Source organism: Pseudanabaena sp. FACHB-2040 (assembly GCF_014696715.1).
Lineage (GTDB): Bacteria > Cyanobacteriota > Cyanobacteriia > Phormidesmidales > Phormidesmidaceae > JACVSF01.
In genome coordinates, this window is the sequence record NZ_JACJQO010000019.1 from 182,128 (window position 1) to 198,621 (window position 16,494).

The 16,494-nt window shown below is 54.5% G+C and carries 15 protein-coding genes and 1 pseudogene; 9 read left to right on the plus strand and 7 right to left on the minus strand.

All coding sequences use genetic code 11. The features are described from left to right. Nucleotides 1–16: 16 nt before the first annotated feature. Entirely contained in the window at nt 17–1,207 is a 1,191-nt protein-coding gene (locus H6G13_RS20995) for a hypothetical protein (RefSeq protein WP_190486472.1), read from the minus strand. A gap of 301 nt (nt 1,208–1,508) precedes the next feature. Between H6G13_RS20995 and H6G13_RS21000 the strand changes: the two genes are divergently transcribed. The 4 genes and pseudogenes from H6G13_RS21000 (at nt 1,509) to H6G13_RS21015 (ending at nt 6,929) form a co-directional block, all read left to right on the plus strand. Continuing rightward, the gene (locus H6G13_RS21000; protein ID WP_190486474.1) at nt 1,509–1,934 is read left to right on the plus strand and encodes a hypothetical protein; all 426 of its coding nucleotides are present in this window, start codon (nt 1,509–1,511) and stop codon (nt 1,932–1,934) included. A gap of 143 nt (nt 1,935–2,077) precedes the next feature. Next, nucleotides 2,078–3,835: pseudogene (gene recJ / locus H6G13_RS29540) on the plus strand (single-stranded-DNA-specific exonuclease RecJ); the annotation flags it as partial. 1,541 nt (nt 3,836–5,376) lie between these two features. Beyond that, nucleotides 5,377–6,354 (plus strand): zinc-dependent metalloprotease family protein, encoded by a 978-nt coding sequence (locus H6G13_RS21010; RefSeq protein WP_190486476.1) that lies wholly within the window; start codon nt 5,377–5,379, stop codon nt 6,352–6,354. Then, a complete protein-coding gene (locus H6G13_RS21015) occupies nt 6,351–6,929 on the plus strand; it encodes a hypothetical protein (protein ID WP_190486479.1) in 579 nt (192 codons plus the stop codon). Before H6G13_RS21010 ends, H6G13_RS21015 begins: the two co-directional genes overlap by 4 nt. Nucleotides 6,930–6,989: 60 nt before the next feature. Here the strand turns inward: H6G13_RS21015 and H6G13_RS21020 are convergent, their stop codons facing one another. Further along, nucleotides 6,990–7,682 (minus strand): NUDIX domain-containing protein, encoded by a 693-nt coding sequence (locus H6G13_RS21020; protein WP_190486481.1) that lies wholly within the window; start codon nt 7,680–7,682, stop codon nt 6,990–6,992. A 132-nt stretch (nt 7,683–7,814) separates the two neighbouring features. Further along, a complete protein-coding gene (locus tag H6G13_RS21025; protein WP_190486483.1) occupies nt 7,815–9,533 on the minus strand; it encodes an MHYT domain-containing protein in 1,719 nt (572 codons plus the stop codon). Nucleotides 9,534–10,161: 628 nt separating this feature from the next. Here H6G13_RS21025 and H6G13_RS21030 point away from each other — a divergent pair. After that, the gene (locus tag H6G13_RS21030) at nt 10,162–11,199 is read left to right on the plus strand and encodes an isochorismatase (protein WP_190486484.1); all 1,038 of its coding nucleotides are present in this window, start codon (nt 10,162–10,164) and stop codon (nt 11,197–11,199) included. 239 nt (nt 11,200–11,438) lie between these two features. On the opposite strand, the gene H6G13_RS21035 is transcribed toward H6G13_RS21030, so the two are convergent. Together H6G13_RS21035 and H6G13_RS21040 are read right to left on the minus strand one after the other, a co-directional pair. After that, complete coding sequence (locus tag H6G13_RS21035; protein WP_190486486.1) at nt 11,439–11,933, minus strand: hypothetical protein; 495 nt, start codon at nt 11,931–11,933, stop codon at nt 11,439–11,441. 109 nt (nt 11,934–12,042) lie between these two features. Then, complete coding sequence (locus H6G13_RS21040; protein ID WP_190486488.1) at nt 12,043–13,014, minus strand: glycosyltransferase family 9 protein; 972 nt, start codon at nt 13,012–13,014, stop codon at nt 12,043–12,045. A gap of 160 nt (nt 13,015–13,174) precedes the next feature. On the opposite strand from H6G13_RS21040, the gene ispD reads away from it, so the two are divergent. Then, the gene (ispD, locus tag H6G13_RS21045; protein ID WP_190486490.1) at nt 13,175–13,900 is read left to right on the plus strand and encodes a 2-C-methyl-D-erythritol 4-phosphate cytidylyltransferase; all 726 of its coding nucleotides are present in this window, start codon (nt 13,175–13,177) and stop codon (nt 13,898–13,900) included. Nucleotides 13,901–14,011: 111 nt separating this feature from the next. On the opposite strand, the gene H6G13_RS21050 is transcribed toward ispD, so the two are convergent. Continuing rightward, nucleotides 14,012–14,134 (minus strand): photosystem II reaction center protein Ycf12, encoded by a 123-nt coding sequence (locus tag H6G13_RS21050; protein ID WP_190486492.1) that lies wholly within the window; start codon nt 14,132–14,134, stop codon nt 14,012–14,014. A 121-nt stretch (nt 14,135–14,255) separates the two neighbouring features. On the opposite strand from H6G13_RS21050, the gene H6G13_RS21055 reads away from it, so the two are divergent. The 3 genes from H6G13_RS21055 to H6G13_RS21065 all read left to right on the plus strand — a co-directional run bounded on the left by H6G13_RS21055 (nt 14,256) and on the right by H6G13_RS21065 (nt 15,453). Continuing rightward, on the plus strand, nt 14,256–14,612 hold the full coding sequence (locus H6G13_RS21055; RefSeq protein WP_190486494.1) for a YkgJ family cysteine cluster protein: 357 nt from the start codon (nt 14,256–14,258) through the stop codon (nt 14,610–14,612). Between the two features lie 223 nt (nt 14,613–14,835). Continuing rightward, entirely contained in the window at nt 14,836–15,165 is a 330-nt protein-coding gene (locus tag H6G13_RS21060) for a TMEM165/GDT1 family protein (RefSeq protein WP_347277517.1), read from the plus strand. Between the two features lie 9 nt (nt 15,166–15,174). After that, nucleotides 15,175–15,453: a TMEM165/GDT1 family protein gene (locus tag H6G13_RS21065; RefSeq protein ID WP_190486496.1), complete on the plus strand. Its 279-nt coding sequence runs from the start codon at nt 15,175–15,177 to the stop codon at nt 15,451–15,453. Nucleotides 15,454–15,635: 182 nt separating this feature from the next. On the opposite strand, the gene H6G13_RS21070 is transcribed toward H6G13_RS21065, so the two are convergent. Next, a complete protein-coding gene (locus tag H6G13_RS21070; protein WP_190486498.1) occupies nt 15,636–16,160 on the minus strand; it encodes a DUF4149 domain-containing protein in 525 nt (174 codons plus the stop codon). Between the last annotated feature and the right edge of the window lie 334 nt (nt 16,161–16,494).

A 16,494-nucleotide genomic window follows, 5' to 3' on the forward strand; every position in this document is an offset into this window, starting at 1 on the left:
CATTCAAGCAATCTCCTTAGCCAAACAGTCCTGCCAGCGGGGTATTGAGAAAGTCGCTAGCGCTGCTGAGTTCGGTCACTTCACTAACCAGACCAGCTGGAGTTTCTAGCAAGGTTGTGGCAAAGCCGTCAGCAATGGAGATGCTGCCGCTGGTCTGCTGGGCAAAATCAGCAGCTCGACTAGCCAAATCTACCAGATCAAGGCGGCTTTCTAGCGGGCCAAAGGGCGTTTCTACTACGCTGTCAATCACCCCATTGGTGATGGTGGCGCTGCCCGAGAGGTCACGCACAAACTCGACTGCCGCTTCACTGGCTAGAGGCCCAAATTCAACGCTCAGCGGTATGTTGCCCAAGGGAGTAACGACGTCAAAGGCAGCCACTCCCTCTGCAAGGGTGACGGTGCCAGAGAAATTCTCCAGGGGAAGCACGACATCGTTGGTGCTAAAGAGAGACAGTTCGAGAACGCCCTGATTGAAGTCCACTACGCCGGGAAGGCTCACAGGGGTGCCTAGGCCAGTACTGACGTCAACAGTAAAGGGAATCAGCGCCTCTCCAGGGAAGTCAACGGCACTTGCGATCGCACCAAAAGGCGTCAGCAAATCCAGCGTTAGCGCGCCCTCCCCAAACCCAACAGAGCCAGTAATGGATCCAAAGGGTGTGGATGTGCCAAGTGCGATCGCGCCATTGGCAAATTCAAAAGTGCCTTCTAGACCGGTGAAGAAGTCTCCAACCAGTTCGCTGAAGGGGGTAACAAAGTCAACCCCATCTAGGCTCACACTGCTGTCGCCGCTGATAATCGTGCCGCTCACTAGGCCCTCGCCAAAGCTAATCGCCCCATTAGTCGCAGCCCCAAGTTCAGCTAGCTGCCTAAACTCAGCCGGCACATCCACCGATTCTTGCACCTTACCTTCAGGAAAAGTGACATCAGCTGTAACAATGCCCTGATCGACCGTGATCTGCCCTATCCATTCATCTGTTGAATTCAAAAAAGACTCGGCTTGCCCCGCTAACTCAGGGCTAAAACCGTTCAGCAATCCCAAGAGGGAGTAAGTGTTTAAAAACTCTACGCTCGGGTCAAACGACAGACGAGTCTCGACTAGATCCGAAAGACCTAGCAGATCAAAAATACTGGGAGCCGTCAAACTTTCAGGCGTTGCAAGGCTCTCAAGTGCGTCCATTGTCGGCGTTGCAAAGTCGGTAGATGACATAAATTTTTCCTAGAACATCAATATATCCCGGACTCAGTGGTGGGCGCAGCAGATGCCCAACCAAGCATCTCTCCCAGAGCACAGCTCAGGTAAAGCGACAGACAGAAAATTTATGCGTTTTCGGTACCGGTGACGATTATGGAGGTAGAAAAGTCCTTCACCTCTCTTCATTTAGATAGAAATTGCCGCCAATGGCTCAGAGCAAACAGACGCAAAAGAGAAAGTTTCCAATTTTTTACTTGCGCCCTATTAGCCCCCCAATAGGGGTACGCTAAACCAGCTAAAAGTTTCTGAAATATCTATGGTCAGTCGTTTTACTTTGGGCTTGGGGCTGGCAGTAGTCGTGGCGAGCCTGTTGGGCGCACCCCTGCCGCTGCAGGCTCAAAACTGCACAGCCAACTGTCGTTCTGATGAAATTCAATTCACGCCCGGTGAGCGCATACAGGTTGAATTCGTCAATCAGAGCAGTCGGATCGTTACAGTTGAGCAGGTGCCGCTGATCGGGCCTCAAACGTTGCGGCCCGGACAATCAACCAATATCGGCTTTCGGTGGGGCACTACACCCAATATCGCCATTCGCTTTTGGGCCGAAGCAAATCAGCCCATTCGCGCCTACTTGTTTCGGCCTGCTGATCGCACCTTGAGAGTCGAGATCCGCGACCTGCCCTGGCAGCTAAGCGATCGCTCAATCTACATTCAGAACGATGGCAGAGTCATAATTTATTAGACTTTTGGCCAAACACATTATGATTGAGGGTGTTGCCTTTAGTAGTTCAAGCGATCTAGTCAATCTCAGTGCTTGATTCTCCTGCCTCCGATGCGGCCTCTTCCGATGTACCGCCTGTGCCCGAACAGGCGGAAGCTGCCCCCGTGCCAGCGCCGGAAAGACGCATACCGCAGCAGCGGTGGCAGATTTTTGCGGCTCAGCCTGTCATTGTTCAGTCGCTAGCTCAGTTAACCGGGCTGTCGCCGCTGCTGGCTCAGGTGCTGATCAACCGGGGTATGGATACCCCTGAACAGGCAGTCGAGTTTTTAGAGCCTGAAAGCCAGCTGCTACCGTCGCCCCTAGAAGAGTTTCTCGATCTGGCCTACAGCCTCGAACTCCTCAGCGATGCCATTGCCACTCAGCAAAAAATCGCTATCTGCGGCGACTACGATGCCGATGGCATGACCAGCACTGCGCTACTGCTGCGAGCGCTGCGCTTTTTGGGAGCAAACGTAGACTACGCCATCCCCAGCCGCATGAATGAGGGCTACGGCATCAATGAGCGCATCGTGGAAGAGTTTTATGCTGAGGGCATAGGCGTTATTTTGACCGTGGACAACGGCATTTCGGCAGTTAGGCCAATTGCCCGCGCCCGCGAACTGGGTCTGTCTGTCATCGTCACCGACCACCACGACATTCCCCCAGAACTGCCCCCGGCCAACGCCATTCTCAACCCCAAGCTGCTGTCTGAAACCTCTCCCTACCGGGGCGTGGCCGGAGTAGGGGTGGCCTACATCTTGGCAATCTGTCTGGCCCAGGCACTCGGCAAAACCCAAGACTTAACCGGGCCGCTACTGGAGCTGTTTACGCTGGGCACAATTGCCGACCTCGCCCCCTTAGTAGGCGTCAACCGCCGCTGGGTGCGCCGGGGGCTAAAGCTGCTGGCCCGCTCAAGAATTTTGGGCGTGCAGGCGCTGGTACAGGTGGCGGGCCTGAGCGACCAGAACAAAACGCTGAAACCAGAGCATATCGGGTTCCGTCTTGGCCCCCGAATCAATGCCGTAGGACGGTTGAGCGATCCTCAAGTAGTGATCGAAATGCTCACCACCGAAGATGTCGGGGTGGCGCTAGAACGGGCGATTCAGTGCGAGCAGATCAATCAGACCCGTCAAGACCTGTGCCAGCAGATCGAGCAGGAAGCCATAGCCTGGTGCGAAGCCCAGCAGCAGACAGGCAAACTCGACTTTTCCCAAGAGCGAGTGCTGGTGGTGGTGCAGCCCGGCTGGCATCACGGCGTAATTGGCATTGTGGCCTCCCGGTTAGTAGAGCGGTATGGAGTGCCAGTGTTTATCGGCACCTATGAAGATAGTGAGCAGAAAGAGATTCGAGGATCGGCCCGAGGCATCCCTGAGTTTCATGTGTTTGAAGCCCTGCAAGCCTGTGGTGACCTGCTAGACAAATTTGGCGGCCACAAGGCAGCAGGCGGATTTTCCTTTTCAGCCAAACGCCTGCGGCAGGTCAAAACTCGCCTGGTCAACTACGCCCGCCAACAGCTACAGCTCGAACACCTCAAGCCACTGGTGCGGGTCGATGTCCAGGCCAATCTATCAGAGCTCAACTTGGCCCTCCATGACCAGGTCGATCAGCTCCATCCCTGCGGCATGGAAAACTCCGATCCGGTGTTCTGGACACCTAGCGTACAGGTTCTAGAGCAGCAGACCGTAGGCCGCAGCCGCGATCACCTGAAGCTGCGGGTGGCTCAGACCAATAGCGACGGCACCCTCAGCGAAATTAAAGCGATCGCATGGCGCTGGGGCGAGTATTGCCCCCTACCTGACTTAATAGACATTGCCTATAAGCTCAAGGTCAACGAGTGGCAGGGCAACCGATCTGTAGAGCTAGAGCTCGTCGGCGTGCGGCTCCCTATCGCCCCGCCCCCGCCTCAATCTGCCCCATTGCCCCTACCTCCTCCACCCCCTCCAGCTCCCTCCAAATCCCCCACCCTACCCTTTGAAAACTCCCCGCCCAAAGCAGCTGCCCGCTCTACCTTCAAAGTGATGAGAGAGCTGCCTGCCTCTGAGCCTATTGCAACCGAGCCAGAATCCACACCCGAACCTACACCCGAATCTCCTCCAAGAGCGCTTGATGAAGCCGCGCCCCCCTTAGAGAACCCTCAAGACTGGCCCAATCGGGCCGAATTTTTCTACAGCAGGCGGCGCTACACGACTCAGGTGGCGACAACGGGTACGGCGCGGGAGCTGACCATCCGCAACCCTGAGGGGCAGAGGCTAGTGGTGATGCTGCCAGAACGGCAGGGCTTTCTCTGCATTCCTGGCGATCCACCGCGCCCGGTAGACCTAGCCGAGCCGTACTACTTCAACCTGTTGCGAGCCGGTCTGAGTGCCCTGGAGATTCGGCAAAAGACGCGCCTGCTGATTGAAAAAGACGAGCTGCTGGCCGAAAAAAATAACCACATCGACACGCTGATCCAGCAGGTAGCCCTGCTTGAGCAAAAGCTCAACCAGCTTTCGAGCGAGCAGCGCCAGCAGTTTAAAGCATTGCAGCAAGAGCTAGAGCAGCAAGAGACAGCCATCCAATCTCAGGAGGCCCACATCGCTCAGCTCCAGTCTCAAATGGAGTCAGAAACTCCCCGGCTCAATCCACAAGACCTCAAGCGGCAAGTGCGGCAGGCAGTGGGGGACAAAGCCTGGTACTGCCTAACTCAGCAGAGCCAGAAAGATTTATATGCCGCCTATAAACACCAAGCCATCATCCAGGCCGAGCAGAGCGATCCGGCGCTAGCAGACTACTCTGAGGCCGGGCTGCGGCTGGGGTTTGCCGTTGAACGGGAGGTGATTCAGCCTTTCTTCCGCGATCTCTACCAGTTTCTGCTCGATCAGGGCAGCCCCGAGATGGGCGGGCTATTGCTAGGCCCACAGAAGAAATACACTCTAGGCATGCTGCCACCGATTTTGGCCCAGGAGTGGTCTTCGCTAAAAGACGCAGCGCTCAAAGCGGATCGGCCTACGGCTAAAAATCGGCTCTATGGCAAAGCCAGTGCTGGGGGGCAAATGTCGAGTAGCGATCGCACCCGTCTCAATGCCTTTTTGCAGCAGTGGGAGCACCCGATCGCAGATTGGTTTGGGCGGGCTCCGGCTGAAGCGGCCTCCTGCATCGACCAAATAAGCAAGCTGCGCAATATCGCAGCCCACGCCGAAAGCGTACTCTCCGGCTGGCACTACCAGCTGCTGCACCAGAAGGTTTTGGGAGACGACCAGCAGAAGGGTCTCTTCCAAAATATTTACCACAGCTAAGAGCAGCAGACTCAAGCTAGGATAGCCCCATTAAGTTCCTGTAAAGTGAAACAATTCCTAGCGGGGTTAGTCGGTATTTCCCCGTAAAAAGAAGACAGGGAAACGCAACCTCTATTGTCTGCTCCCATGCCGTCAACCATGACTCGCCCATGCCTAGACCTGCCGACCTCAAGCCGCTGCTGATCGCTGCTGGGGCTTTTACTCTGGTCGGATGTACTACCACCGCCAGCCCCGGCTCTCGCCCCATCCGATTTGTCACCGTGCAGCCAATTCAGGTGTGCGATGACTTTGGCCTGATTTGCGCTGATTTAGCCACTTTTGCTGAGTCCACCTCTAAAATTTGGGCTCAGGCCGATATTGAAGTCAGCTTTCTGCCGCCCAATCGGTTGCTGGGCTCGCGGTTCTTGACTATCGACTCTCGCGAGGAATTTGCTGAACTGTCGTTTGCTGGAGGGTCGGGAGCCTATGGCCGCAATCCCTCTTCAACCCGCACCTCTGGCCCTATCAACATGTGGTTTGTCGATGAGATTTTGCAGGGGGCATTTGAGGTTTTCGGCCTAGCGTGGGTGGATGCCAACGGGGTTTTGATCAGCGACAGTATTTTGGGCTTCAATAATGGGCGGGGCCGGATCGATACGGTTGCCCACGAAATTGGCCACAACCTGGGCCTGACCCACTCCAGCCTAGGCGGGGGCAGTGCCAACAATCTCATGACTGATGGCAGAGATCGAGCCGTTCCCACGACCCTCAATGACATCAATCCTGATGGGGCTAGACTGTCGCGGCTGACCGATGATCAGGTTGGTCGAGCCCGCAGCAGCCGACTGGTTTCAGGCAGCCCAGGCCCAACGCCTATAGTGGTGCCGATTGATCCCTTTCCCATCATCTTGCCGCTCCTGGAAGATAGCGACTTTGATGCTGTGCCTGTGGCGCTGGCTACCCCCTTGTCTCCCATTGCTGAAGCGTTTGCCGCACCGGTCAAAGCCCCTGCGGACTTTGAGGATGAAATGCTGCTAGCGACGCAGTTTGTGCCAGAGCCGACAGCCCAATCAGTCCCTGAGCCGCTAGGGCTATCCTGGTTAGGCGGCGGTATGCTGGCGTGGTTATTTTGGCGGAGGCAGCGATGATGACGATAGTTGCAGGACTTTTAGGCACCCTGACTCTGCTGTTGGGGTCAGCAAGCTCACCTAGCGCAGCTGCCGAGGAGATGCCGATGCTAAGTGAAGATGCGATCGCACGTCCCCCTGCCCATCAAGCGATTGTTTCTCCTGACCAAACCCACATTCTGGTGCTACAGAGCGGGGCCAACGATACGCCACAGACACTAACGGCAACGCTCTACAGCGCCAGCGGCAGCCTCTGCCAGCCCCAGTGGACCCAGACCCTGCCTCAGGAATATGGCCCTCGCTTTGTCCTAGTGAGCGACCTGGGCTACACCGTTCTGCTAGACGAGTGGATTAATGTGGCCAGCGATTATGCAGTGATGGTGCTTAATCCCGATGGGCAGAGGGTGGCCCAACACAGTTTCGACGAAGTGGCGGCAGTGCTGCAGACGCCCAGAGCCGAAATTGTAGAAAAGGCTCGCTATGGCTGGTGGATTTCGAGTGCGCCCATGCTCAGCCGCAACGACCAGACAGTCCAGGTTGACACGGCAGGCAAGCGCCTACACATCGGTACGACCGACGGACGGCTCTCGCTTTAATTCTCTCCCGCGGCTAAGCGCACAGACTTCGAGGCTCGACCCAGGACAGTAGATAAAACCTCAAAGCTCAAAATTAAAGCCTTTTTCTTTGAGCTGGCAGTACCGCTGAGGGTCAAATTGGTAGAGCTGAGCCGCTCGGTGAGCCACCCCAGTCTGCTTTTCGGGCAGGGGAATGAGCAGCTCCATATTGAGGATTTTCTTGCGGAAATTGCGCTTGTCTAGGGGTGCGGCCAAGATTACCTCGTAGAGCTGCTGCAGCTGGGTCAGGGTAAATTTTCCGGGCAGCAGCTCAAAGCCAATCGGCTCGTAGCGAATTTTGTTTCTCAGCCGAGTCAAAGCGACCTGGGCGATCTCGCAGTGGTCAAAGGCCAAGGGCGGCAGGTCCTCCACGGCAAACCAGCGGGCAGCACGGGCATCAGTCGCTGCCTGCACAGCATGATCATGGAGGTTGACCAGGGCATAGTAGGCCACAGTGATGATGCGATCGCGCGGATCTCGATCGACTCGGCCAAAGGTGTAAAGCTGCTCTAGAAATAAATGCCGCACGCCAGTTTCTTCTGCCAACTCTCGCAGCGCCGCCGCCTCTAGCGACTCCTCAGGCCGCACAAAGCCGCCCGGCAAAGCCCACTGCTGCTCAAACGGCGGCAGCTGACGCTGGATCAGCAAGACCTTCAGCCCATCCTGACCATTGAGGCCAAACACAGCGCAGTCTACAGTTAAACCGGCCCGAGGATAGGCATAGCAGTAAGACATAGAGGGAGCAGAGCCGTCAAATTGCCCCTTCCATTACAGCCATTTTCGCTTGCACTCGCCACCCATCCACGCCCTCAATCCTAGCTGCAGCTTACTGATCCAATAATCCGCCCCCGATGCCACCCAGCCCGGTCAGATGAAAGCTGGCATTCTGGGGATGGCGCTCTGATGCAGGGGCAGACAAATCTCAAAGGTCGTGCCACCAGCTTGATTCGAAACTACGGACAGAGTGCCACCGTGGGTCTGAGTGACAATCTGGTGGGCAATGGCCAGCCCCATGCCCGTGCCCTCTCCGACTGGCTTAGTGGTAAAGAAGGGATCAAAGACTAAATCCTTGACTGCTTCAGCAATGCCGATTCCGTTGTCTGTAATGCCAATGCAGACCTGCTCAGTATTCCAATGGGTGGTTAGCGTTACTGTCGGTACAGTATCCTCCCAGATCTGGTTGGTTTGAAATGTGCGGGCATCGAGCGCGTCGATGGCATTCTCTAGCAGCTTGACAAAGACTTGATTGAGCTGGCCCGCGTAGCACTCCACCTTGGGCATGTCCGTGTACTGGCGCAAAATCATGATTTCCGGCCGTCCTACGGTAGCCGCTAGCCGGTGCCGCAAGAGCTGCAGTGCGTCTTCTAGACCCTCAGTTAGCCGGACGGGCTTGAGTTCGGCTTCATCTAGCCGCGAGAAGTTGCGCAGGGCGGTAACAATATCCCGAATCCGGCTGGCTCCGTGTTCCATAGATCCCAGCAACCTGGGAGTGTCCTGAATGACAAAGTCCAAGTCCAATTCGTCTAGATGAGCCTGCACCGGAGCCGGTAGAGCGGCACCGTGTTGCTGACACAACACTGCCAGTTCCAGCAGATCCCGGGCAAAGCCCTGCAGGTAGGCCAAGTTGCCGGTAATCACGCCCAGGGGATTGTTGACCTCATGAGAAATGCCTGCAACTAGCCGCCCAAGGCTAGACATTTTCTCAGTTTGTACCAAAGCGGCCTGAGCAGCCCGCAACTCTCTCAGGGTCTTTTTTACGCCGTCTTCTACTCGCTGACGATGGGCCACTTCCTGCTGTAGCTGCGCTAGCAGGGTGGCCTGGTGGAGCACTTTAGCTTCTAGAGAGATTAGCAGGGCAATGCCAATCACAATGCCGGCCACGGCGCTAATCAAGTTATCGAGAAAGCCCAAATCCATCGCCATCAGACTCGGCAGCGCCATCATATCGATGTCTAGGCTGGGAAAGATGGCGGCTGGCAGCGGGGCTGGCCCAAAGTGGACTGCCGTCATGCCCGTGTAGTGCATGGAGGAGACAGCTAACCCTATCAGCAGAGCGCTGCTGACTTTTTGCAGGCTGCCGATGAGGGTGCTCGCTTGACGCAGGCAAAAGGTTATCCAGAGGGCGACAAAGGAAACTGCGATCGCAATCACCACAGAGGCCGCGACGGTAGAAAGGTTATACCGGGCCATCAGGGGCAGCCGCATGGCGGCCATTCCCAGATAGTGCATAGCTGCAATCGAGAGCCCCATCAACACACTGCCCAGCACCACATGGCGCAGCCCCAGAACAGGGCGGCTTACCAGACACAGCGCCAAACCCGCCGCTAGCACAGGCGGCAAGGCTGAGAGCACCACCATCACAAGGTCATACTGCACCGGCACCGGCAGCTCAAACGCCAGCATGCCGATAAAGTGCATGCTCCAGACGCCTGTGCTGAATGCGATCGCACCCCCTGCTAGCCAAAAGGTGCGGCTCCGGCCCTTAGCCGTAGCCACCTGCCCTGCAAAATCAAGAGCTGCATAGGCGGCCAAAACAGATAGCAAAAAGGAAAGCGCAACTAGCCGCAAATCGTAGTGATTTAACATGCAGGGAACAAAAATCAATCGAGGGAGAGAAGCTGAATGATTTCAAAACTAAGCCCGTTAACAGACTGAGCTCTAGCAACTTAGCTTGATCAGCCTTTGAGTTGGAAAAGGATGATTTCAAGCGGTCAGGGACTAGAGCTCTGGTTTGGGCTCTGCTAGCGGCACAGCGCGACTGCAGCGGCCTTACAAAAGTACACAGAAACAGGATCTAAACTCAGAATCTAGGGGGCGATGCTTGAAGCGAACTTTCAGAAAGCAATATCGAGTAGAGGCGAAACGATAAAAGCCAAACAATAGATGCAACCCAGAGCTCTCTACCTACTCATACCGGCACAGGAATGGCAGTCCAGTAATTTTCGGTAAAGATAAGCATTTTGGCTTACCCGGAGCAAACCCTTAATGATGTTCATTAAGTTTATTTAACTGTATTTATATCTGACGTCAGTCGTTGGGCAGATACTGCTCTGAACCGATGTGCTTTTTTTTACTCAGCTTAGTGTTAACATAACACCAAGACTTCCTCTAAAACTAAGTTTGTTTTAGGTCAAAGCTCGGCCCCTCCCGTCTCCACTGGGCCGAGTTTGCTATCGTTCGAAAAGAAGCCAGAGGATCCATCACGAAAATTGCTATGACCACTCCACCTCCCCTGCCGTTGCCCACTTTCTTTAAGCCTGATCGGGTTGGTGAGGTCTGGCGCGTGCCCTACGAGGAGCGGGCACAGCAGGCCAAAGCCTGGGCCAAAGAATACCAAATCACCCCTGCCAGTCAGGATGCGCCTCAGATCTGCCTGCTGGCCATTGATGTACAAAACACCTTCTGCATCCCCGGCTTTGAATTGTTTGTTGGCGGGCGCTCTGGCCTGGGTGCAGTAGAAGACAATACCCGGCTGTGCCAGTTTATTTACCGCAATTTGGGCCTGATCACCGAAATTGCCCCGACCCTCGACACCCACACCGTCCTACAAATCTTCCACGCCGAGTTTTGGGTCAATGCAGCCGGGGAAAACCCGCCGCCCATGACCCTGATCCACGCCGACGACGTGATCCAGGGCAAGTGGCAGGTCAATCCAGCGATCGCTCACAGCATTAATGGCGACTACAGTTCCCTACAGGAATACGCGCTGCACTATACCCGCCAGCTCGACGAGCGGGGTAAATATCCGCTCACCATCTGGCCCTACCACTCCATGCTGGGCGGCATCGGCCATGCGCTAGTATCTGCCTTCGAAGAGGCCTGCTTTTTTCACAACCTAGCTCGCAACAGCCAAACCCGCTTTGAGGTCAAAGGCGGCAACCCCCTCACCGAAAACTACTCGGTGCTAAGCCCGGAGGTGCTAGAAGATGGACGAGGAGATGCGATCGCACAAAAAAACAGCCCCCTGATCGAAAAGCTCCTCACCTTCGATGCAGTAATCATCGCTGGACAGGCCAAGAGTCACTGCGTCGCTTGGACTGTCGAAGATCTACTCAGCGAAATTCTGGTTAAAGATCCTCAACTTGCTCAAAAGGTCTACTTGCTTGAGGACTGCACCTCTCCTGTCGTTGTCCCTGGTGTGGTTGACTTTACCGACTCAGCTAACGATACCTTTGCCCGCTTCGCCCAAGCCGGTATGCATTTGGTACAGTCTTCTACACCGCTGGCTGACTGGCCCAATTTGGCCCTCTGAAGTCGACTGGTTGAATACAGCGATTTTCAGATCAATCAGCTACAGGCTGGGGTGGACAGACGGGTAGACGGGTGGATGACGTAGATAGGTAGATGGGTGGCAAATGCAGGCGCAAGTGGCCGGCAAAGATACAGAAGGCCTTGATCTGCGGTTACCAGTGAATAAACACTTGCCGCACTATCAAGGCCCTAGGCCAAATGGCCGTAAACCAATATTGAACTGTCTCTGCCTAGCGTAGGCTAAATCTCTTCGCGATCCTCTTCGGCGGCTGGAACCACTTCAGGAATAGTCGGGTCCACTATTGGCAGGGGCTTAGGCTGATCCATCGGAACCGGTTTGGGTGCAAGGGGCGGGGTGGGGCTAGGCGCAGAAGCGACAGGGACCTCTTCTTTAAGGCCTAGCTGCTGTCTGGCCTGAGCCAGCAGGTACATAGCCCCTGACTTGACTGCTTCTAGCAGAGACTGCCCTGTAGTTCCCAAAGGCTGAGTCGCAGTGCCCTCGGCTTTTTGACTCAGACCGTTGTACCAAATTCTAGCTTTGCCGCCCAGCTGAATCGAGTTGTTCCAAAACCAGTCAGCCCCGACAAAAAACAGGCAAATTACCAACCAGACCAGAACGCCGGTTTCTCGAAGAATAATCCAGGTAAGCGTTAGCGTTTTTGTATAGGCAGCGCCTGTATCGGGAGCCAGCAGAAGCTGACCAACCTTATTAGCTTGATCTTTAATTCTGTCCATAATTACTCACACCATGATGACGGCTGCTGTTGCTGTTATCCAGTAAAGCCTTCGCTCACTGACAGTATACGAGCTCAAAAACGAGCCAGGGGGCATAAAAATGCCATCTTTACTCATTCCAAATCTTCTTCAAAACAGTAGCCGGAGCGATGTCCGCCACCTTGCCAGTATCAGAGACAACTCCCGAAAACCGCATTTCCTCGCCCGCTGCTGGCGGCAATTGACGGTCTGGATGGTTGGCTCCAAAAAGGCCCAGAGTAAACACCTTCAGGGCAATCGCTAAATACAGCGGATAGCTGTCGGGACTGATCAGCAAATTCGCCCCGGCCACTAGGGCGGCCACCTGACCGATGGTCTCTGGCTGCAAAACTCTCAAGTCAGGAACCAGTCGAGCCAAAGCGGCAATTGTATCAAAGGTAGTCGGCGTTTGCAGAAGCACTAGCGGCAGCTCCGGCTGGCGGCTCTGAAAATCCTTGAGAATGGTGGCCCAGCTCTCCACTGGATAGTTGTCTGGACCTTTACCCGGCAGCGATTCGGCAGGGCCGGGGTAGACCAAAACATAGCCCTGATCGCCCAGATCTGCCTGTTTGCGGGCAGAGTCGGCCCAGGCAATGTCTCCTTGCGGCACATTAAGAGCTAGATCAGGACAGGAACCCGACACATTTAGACCCTGTAGCAAGTCATGATATTGCTCAGCCAAATACTGATCTCGCTTGAGCGGCAGCTTTTGGGTCAGAAGCAGGCTGTTTGCGCCGCCTTCGTAGCCAATTCGATTCGGCACGCCGCTGAGCCAGAGCAGCAGGCCAATCGACCAACTCTGAGTCAGGGTAATGGCAATTTCAAACTCGCGATCGCGAACAATGCCCAGCAGGTTGGCCCAGTCAGCCGGGCTGTTGCGGGTCTGAAAGCTGTAAGGAATGACTTCCTTGACGAGCTTAGACAGCTGGTAGGCATCTTTTGCTTGAGGTTCGACAACAACATGGATCTCAGCTTTGGGAAAAGCGTCATACAACTGCCGAATGGTCGGGAAAAAGAGGATCTGGTCGTCGATTCCGCCTGGAACAAGAGCCAATACTCGCATAGTGTCTAGTTCTCGCCTATCCGCAACACATTGTAGTTGAACCTGGAGAGGATTTAGAGACTATCCAGTTGACAAGACGGATTAAATTTCACGTTTTTTTCAAGGTAGGGTGATAAAAGGTTCAATATTTTCCCCATTGCTGAAGGAGACAGGCAAACAAGTGCATCTTTTGATTCCAGCCGCTGGCATGGGGCGACGCATGGGGGCTGACCGCAATAAAGTCCTGCTGACGCTGCTCAATCGCCCAATTGTCGCCTGGACCCTGCTCGCTGCAGAGGCAGCCCAGTCAATTCGCTGGATTGGAATTATCTGCCAACCCGCCGACGAGCCTGTTTTAGCCGAGATTTTGGCCGATCTCTCCCTGCAAACACCCATAGTCTTTATTCCTGGTGGCAATACTCGGCAAGAGTCGGTTTACAACGGACTGCGGGGGCTGCCTGCGGGAGCCCAGCGAGTGCTGGTACACGATGCGGCCCGCTGCTTGGCAACGCCGGATCTGTTTGATCGCTGTGCTCAAGCGCTGACTACCTGCTCTGGCCTAATTGCGGCGGTGCCGGTGAAAGACACGATCAAAGTTGTCGATAGCTCAAACCAGGTGCAAGAGACTCCCGATCGAGCCCGACTTTGGGCCGCGCAAACGCCTCAGGGCTTTGAGGTGCCGCTGCTGCGCCAGTGCCACGATAAGGGTTGGCAGCAGGGCTGGGAGGTCACCGACGATGCAGCCCTGTTTGAAAAATGTGGGCTGCCGGTGCAGATTGTGCCGGGAGAAGAAACTAACTTAAAGGTGACTACGCCGGTCGATCTTGCGATCGCAGAATTTATCCTACGGCAGCGAGGCTTTACCTCAGCCCCAGAATCAACCCAAAAAGAATCGGCCAAAAAATAAGAGATGTTCCGCAGTTCACGCAACATCTCTCAAAATTGAGTAAGGTTAGGCTCGAATATTTTGGACGTGGGTCTGCTTACCCCAGCCTGATAACCCAGTGAAGCTGACCCTCTACAGGTCTCCGCCGCGGAAGAACAGTAGAAAAACGATGGTCGGTCCAGCAATCACGATCATTGCCAGCATGAGCAGCTGAGCAATCAGTTCAAAATTAATGCTGTTCAAGAAACTTAACATGTATCCTCCCAACACAGACCGATTGAAATTGGAGCTACATCAGCCATCCGTTGGGTATTTTACCTGTTAATGTAGCGCTCATTTTAGATAAGTTTACAAAATTCTAAGGAGACAATCCACTGTGGCTACCTGGAAATGCGTCAAGCAGTGCGGTGCCTGCTGCCACCTAGACCCCTCCGAGCGACCCGACCTAGAGGACTACCTATCGAGCGAAGATTTAGAGCGTTACCTCAGCCTGGTTGGCGAAGACGGCTGGTGTATTAACTATGACCAGAGCAACCGCGAATGTCGGATCTATGCCGATCGGCCTTGGTTCTGTCGGGTAGAGGCAACCACCTTTAAAGCGCTGTATGGCATTGAAGCCAAAGAACTCAATGAATTTGCCATAGACTGCTGTGAGCAGCAGATCGAGGGCGTCTATGGAACTGGCAGCGAAGAGCTTGAGCACTTCTTTAACGCTGTGGGCATAGAGGAATGATAAGGCCATGGTCTTGTCGTATGGGGATTTCTGGCAGATAATGAAAGGAATATGAAATAGCCCAGTACCTTCTGCCAAGCTACAGCCTGTGACCTCTTCTCCAGTAACCTCTAATCCCTGGTCTGTTTTAGATTCAAACGCCTGTTTTCCCTTTGATGCTCCGGTAAATGCTGTGGTTGATACCGAGACTGACATTGCTCCGCCTGCTACAGCAGCTTCCCAGGTGCCTGCACAGGTAGACCTAGTAACTTCTGAGAGCTCTGAGCCAACGGTGGGCTTTTGGCGAGTTTTCTTCTCTACTTTTGTCACCATCTTTCTAGCAGAGCTAGGCGATAAGACCCAGGTCACCACGCTGCTGATGAGCGCCGAGTCCCATGCGCCCTGGATTGTGTTTTTGGGAGCCAGCAGCGCTTTAATCGCTACTAGCCTAATTGGCGTTCTTCTAGGGCAGTGGTTGGCCAACCGCCTCTCGCCCCGCACCCTAGATAAAGCAGCCGGTTGCCTGCTGCTGGCCATCACTGGGTGGCTACTTTGGGATATTTCTGGCTTTTAGGAGAAACTCATGGATTGGAAGTTGCTCGGCCTGAGTTTCTTGGCCGTTTTTGTGTCAGAACTGGGCGATAAAAGCCAGCTGGCTGCGATCGCACTCGGAGGCAGCTCCCAATCGCCCCGAGCTGTCTTTTTTGGGGCCACTGCCGCCCTGCTGCTGGCCAGCTTTTTAGGCGTCATCTTGGGTGGTGGCACTGCTCACCTGCTTCCAGCCCACCTGGTCAAAACCGTAGCGGCTGTCGGCTTCGGCCTCATGGCAGTGCGCCTACTCTGGCCTAGCTCAGCCGAGTAAAGCTTTTTCATACCCACTTAAACCCTCAAGCGAAAGAAGGGAAGCAGCTGGCTGCTTCCCTTCTTTTGCTTAAATACATTCAGGTTCAGACCCGTCAAACCTGGGCAAATGAGCTAAAGACCCTGAGAGTTCCCCGCGTTCCTGCGTCTCCCCCTGCCCGCGTCTCTCTCCATTCCGCTGCCCTACTGATCCGCAGGCTGCAGGTCGCTGTAGCACAGCCGCAGCAGCAGAGCACTTGCCACCAGTTTCACCCCTTCCAAAGCCCAATACAGGGCGTGCATTTGATTCATACCAGCCGGAATTTCCTGAGGCTGAAACAGATCGAGGGGCATGCCCAACGCACTCATGGTCGGCGTTAGCAGGTACGTGTAAATCAAGGCAATGCCCAGCAGTACGCCAGCTAGCTCCAGAGACCAGCGGCTGCGGGTTCCGCTCACTAGCACGCTCGACTCATCCCGCTGATGGCGCAGTACCAACAACCCGGTTAGCACTACCGCTCCACACAAAATTTCTACGCGATTAAATAACCAAAACAGGGAATAGCCTGCCGTCCCAAAGTTGTCTTGGCTCATCATGCCAGAGACAAATAAACCCGGCATGATCAAGAAATCGATCAGCACGCTGCTGCTGAACCAAAATGCGATCGCAAACAGCACGAGATTATGCCAGTTTGCGGGCTTCAACCTAGGATTTGAGGAGATATTCATAAGGCCCAAGTAAGGATGATTCAGTCATATTTAATAGGCTAGCCAAACTAAACCGTTTTCACTATGAAAAATCATTTCGGCTAAACCGTTCTTATTAATCCGTTTAGACCGGCAACATTAAGTAACCTCAGCCCTAGACCCAGCCTAAAGAACCTGAGAAAGGCGGTAAAGATTCCTCACTTTCTGTATACAACCTTTAATAGGCTACCTACAGATTTTAATTAAATGAACAGCTCGCTAGATGACCTTGATAAGGCGGCTAGCGAAATCGAAAATGCCTTTATGCTCGGCTGATTACAATAAAACTGAGGGGGCAAGAACTACCTGCCTCTGC

Coding starts and splice junctions, on each gene's coding strand:
- H6G13_RS21000 (WP_190486474.1), top strand. CDS start 1,509: ATGGTCAGTCGTTTTACTTTGGGCTTGGGGCTGGCAGTAGTCGTGGCG.
- H6G13_RS21035 (WP_190486486.1), bottom strand. CDS start 11,933: ATGGACAGAATTAAAGATCAAGCTAATAAGGTTGGTCAGCTTCTGCTG.
- H6G13_RS20995 (WP_190486472.1), bottom strand. CDS start 1,207: ATGTCATCTACCGACTTTGCAACGCCGACAATGGACGCACTTGAGAGC.
- H6G13_RS21020 (WP_190486481.1), bottom strand. CDS start 7,682: ATGTCTTACTGCTATGCCTATCCTCGGGCCGGTTTAACTGTAGACTGC.
- H6G13_RS21065 (WP_190486496.1), top strand. CDS start 15,175: ATGGATTGGAAGTTGCTCGGCCTGAGTTTCTTGGCCGTTTTTGTGTCA.
- H6G13_RS21050 (WP_190486492.1), bottom strand. CDS start 14,134: ATGTTAAGTTTCTTGAACAGCATTAATTTTGAACTGATTGCTCAGCTG.
- H6G13_RS21015 (WP_190486479.1), top strand. CDS start 6,351: ATGATGACGATAGTTGCAGGACTTTTAGGCACCCTGACTCTGCTGTTG.
- H6G13_RS21040 (WP_190486488.1), bottom strand. CDS start 13,014: ATGCGAGTATTGGCTCTTGTTCCAGGCGGAATCGACGACCAGATCCTC.
- H6G13_RS21025 (WP_190486483.1), bottom strand. CDS start 9,533: ATGTTAAATCACTACGATTTGCGGCTAGTTGCGCTTTCCTTTTTGCTA.
- H6G13_RS21010 (WP_190486476.1), top strand. CDS start 5,377: ATGCCTAGACCTGCCGACCTCAAGCCGCTGCTGATCGCTGCTGGGGCT.
- H6G13_RS21070 (WP_190486498.1), bottom strand. CDS start 16,160: ATGAATATCTCCTCAAATCCTAGGTTGAAGCCCGCAAACTGGCATAAT.
- H6G13_RS21030 (WP_190486484.1), top strand. CDS start 10,162: ATGACCACTCCACCTCCCCTGCCGTTGCCCACTTTCTTTAAGCCTGAT.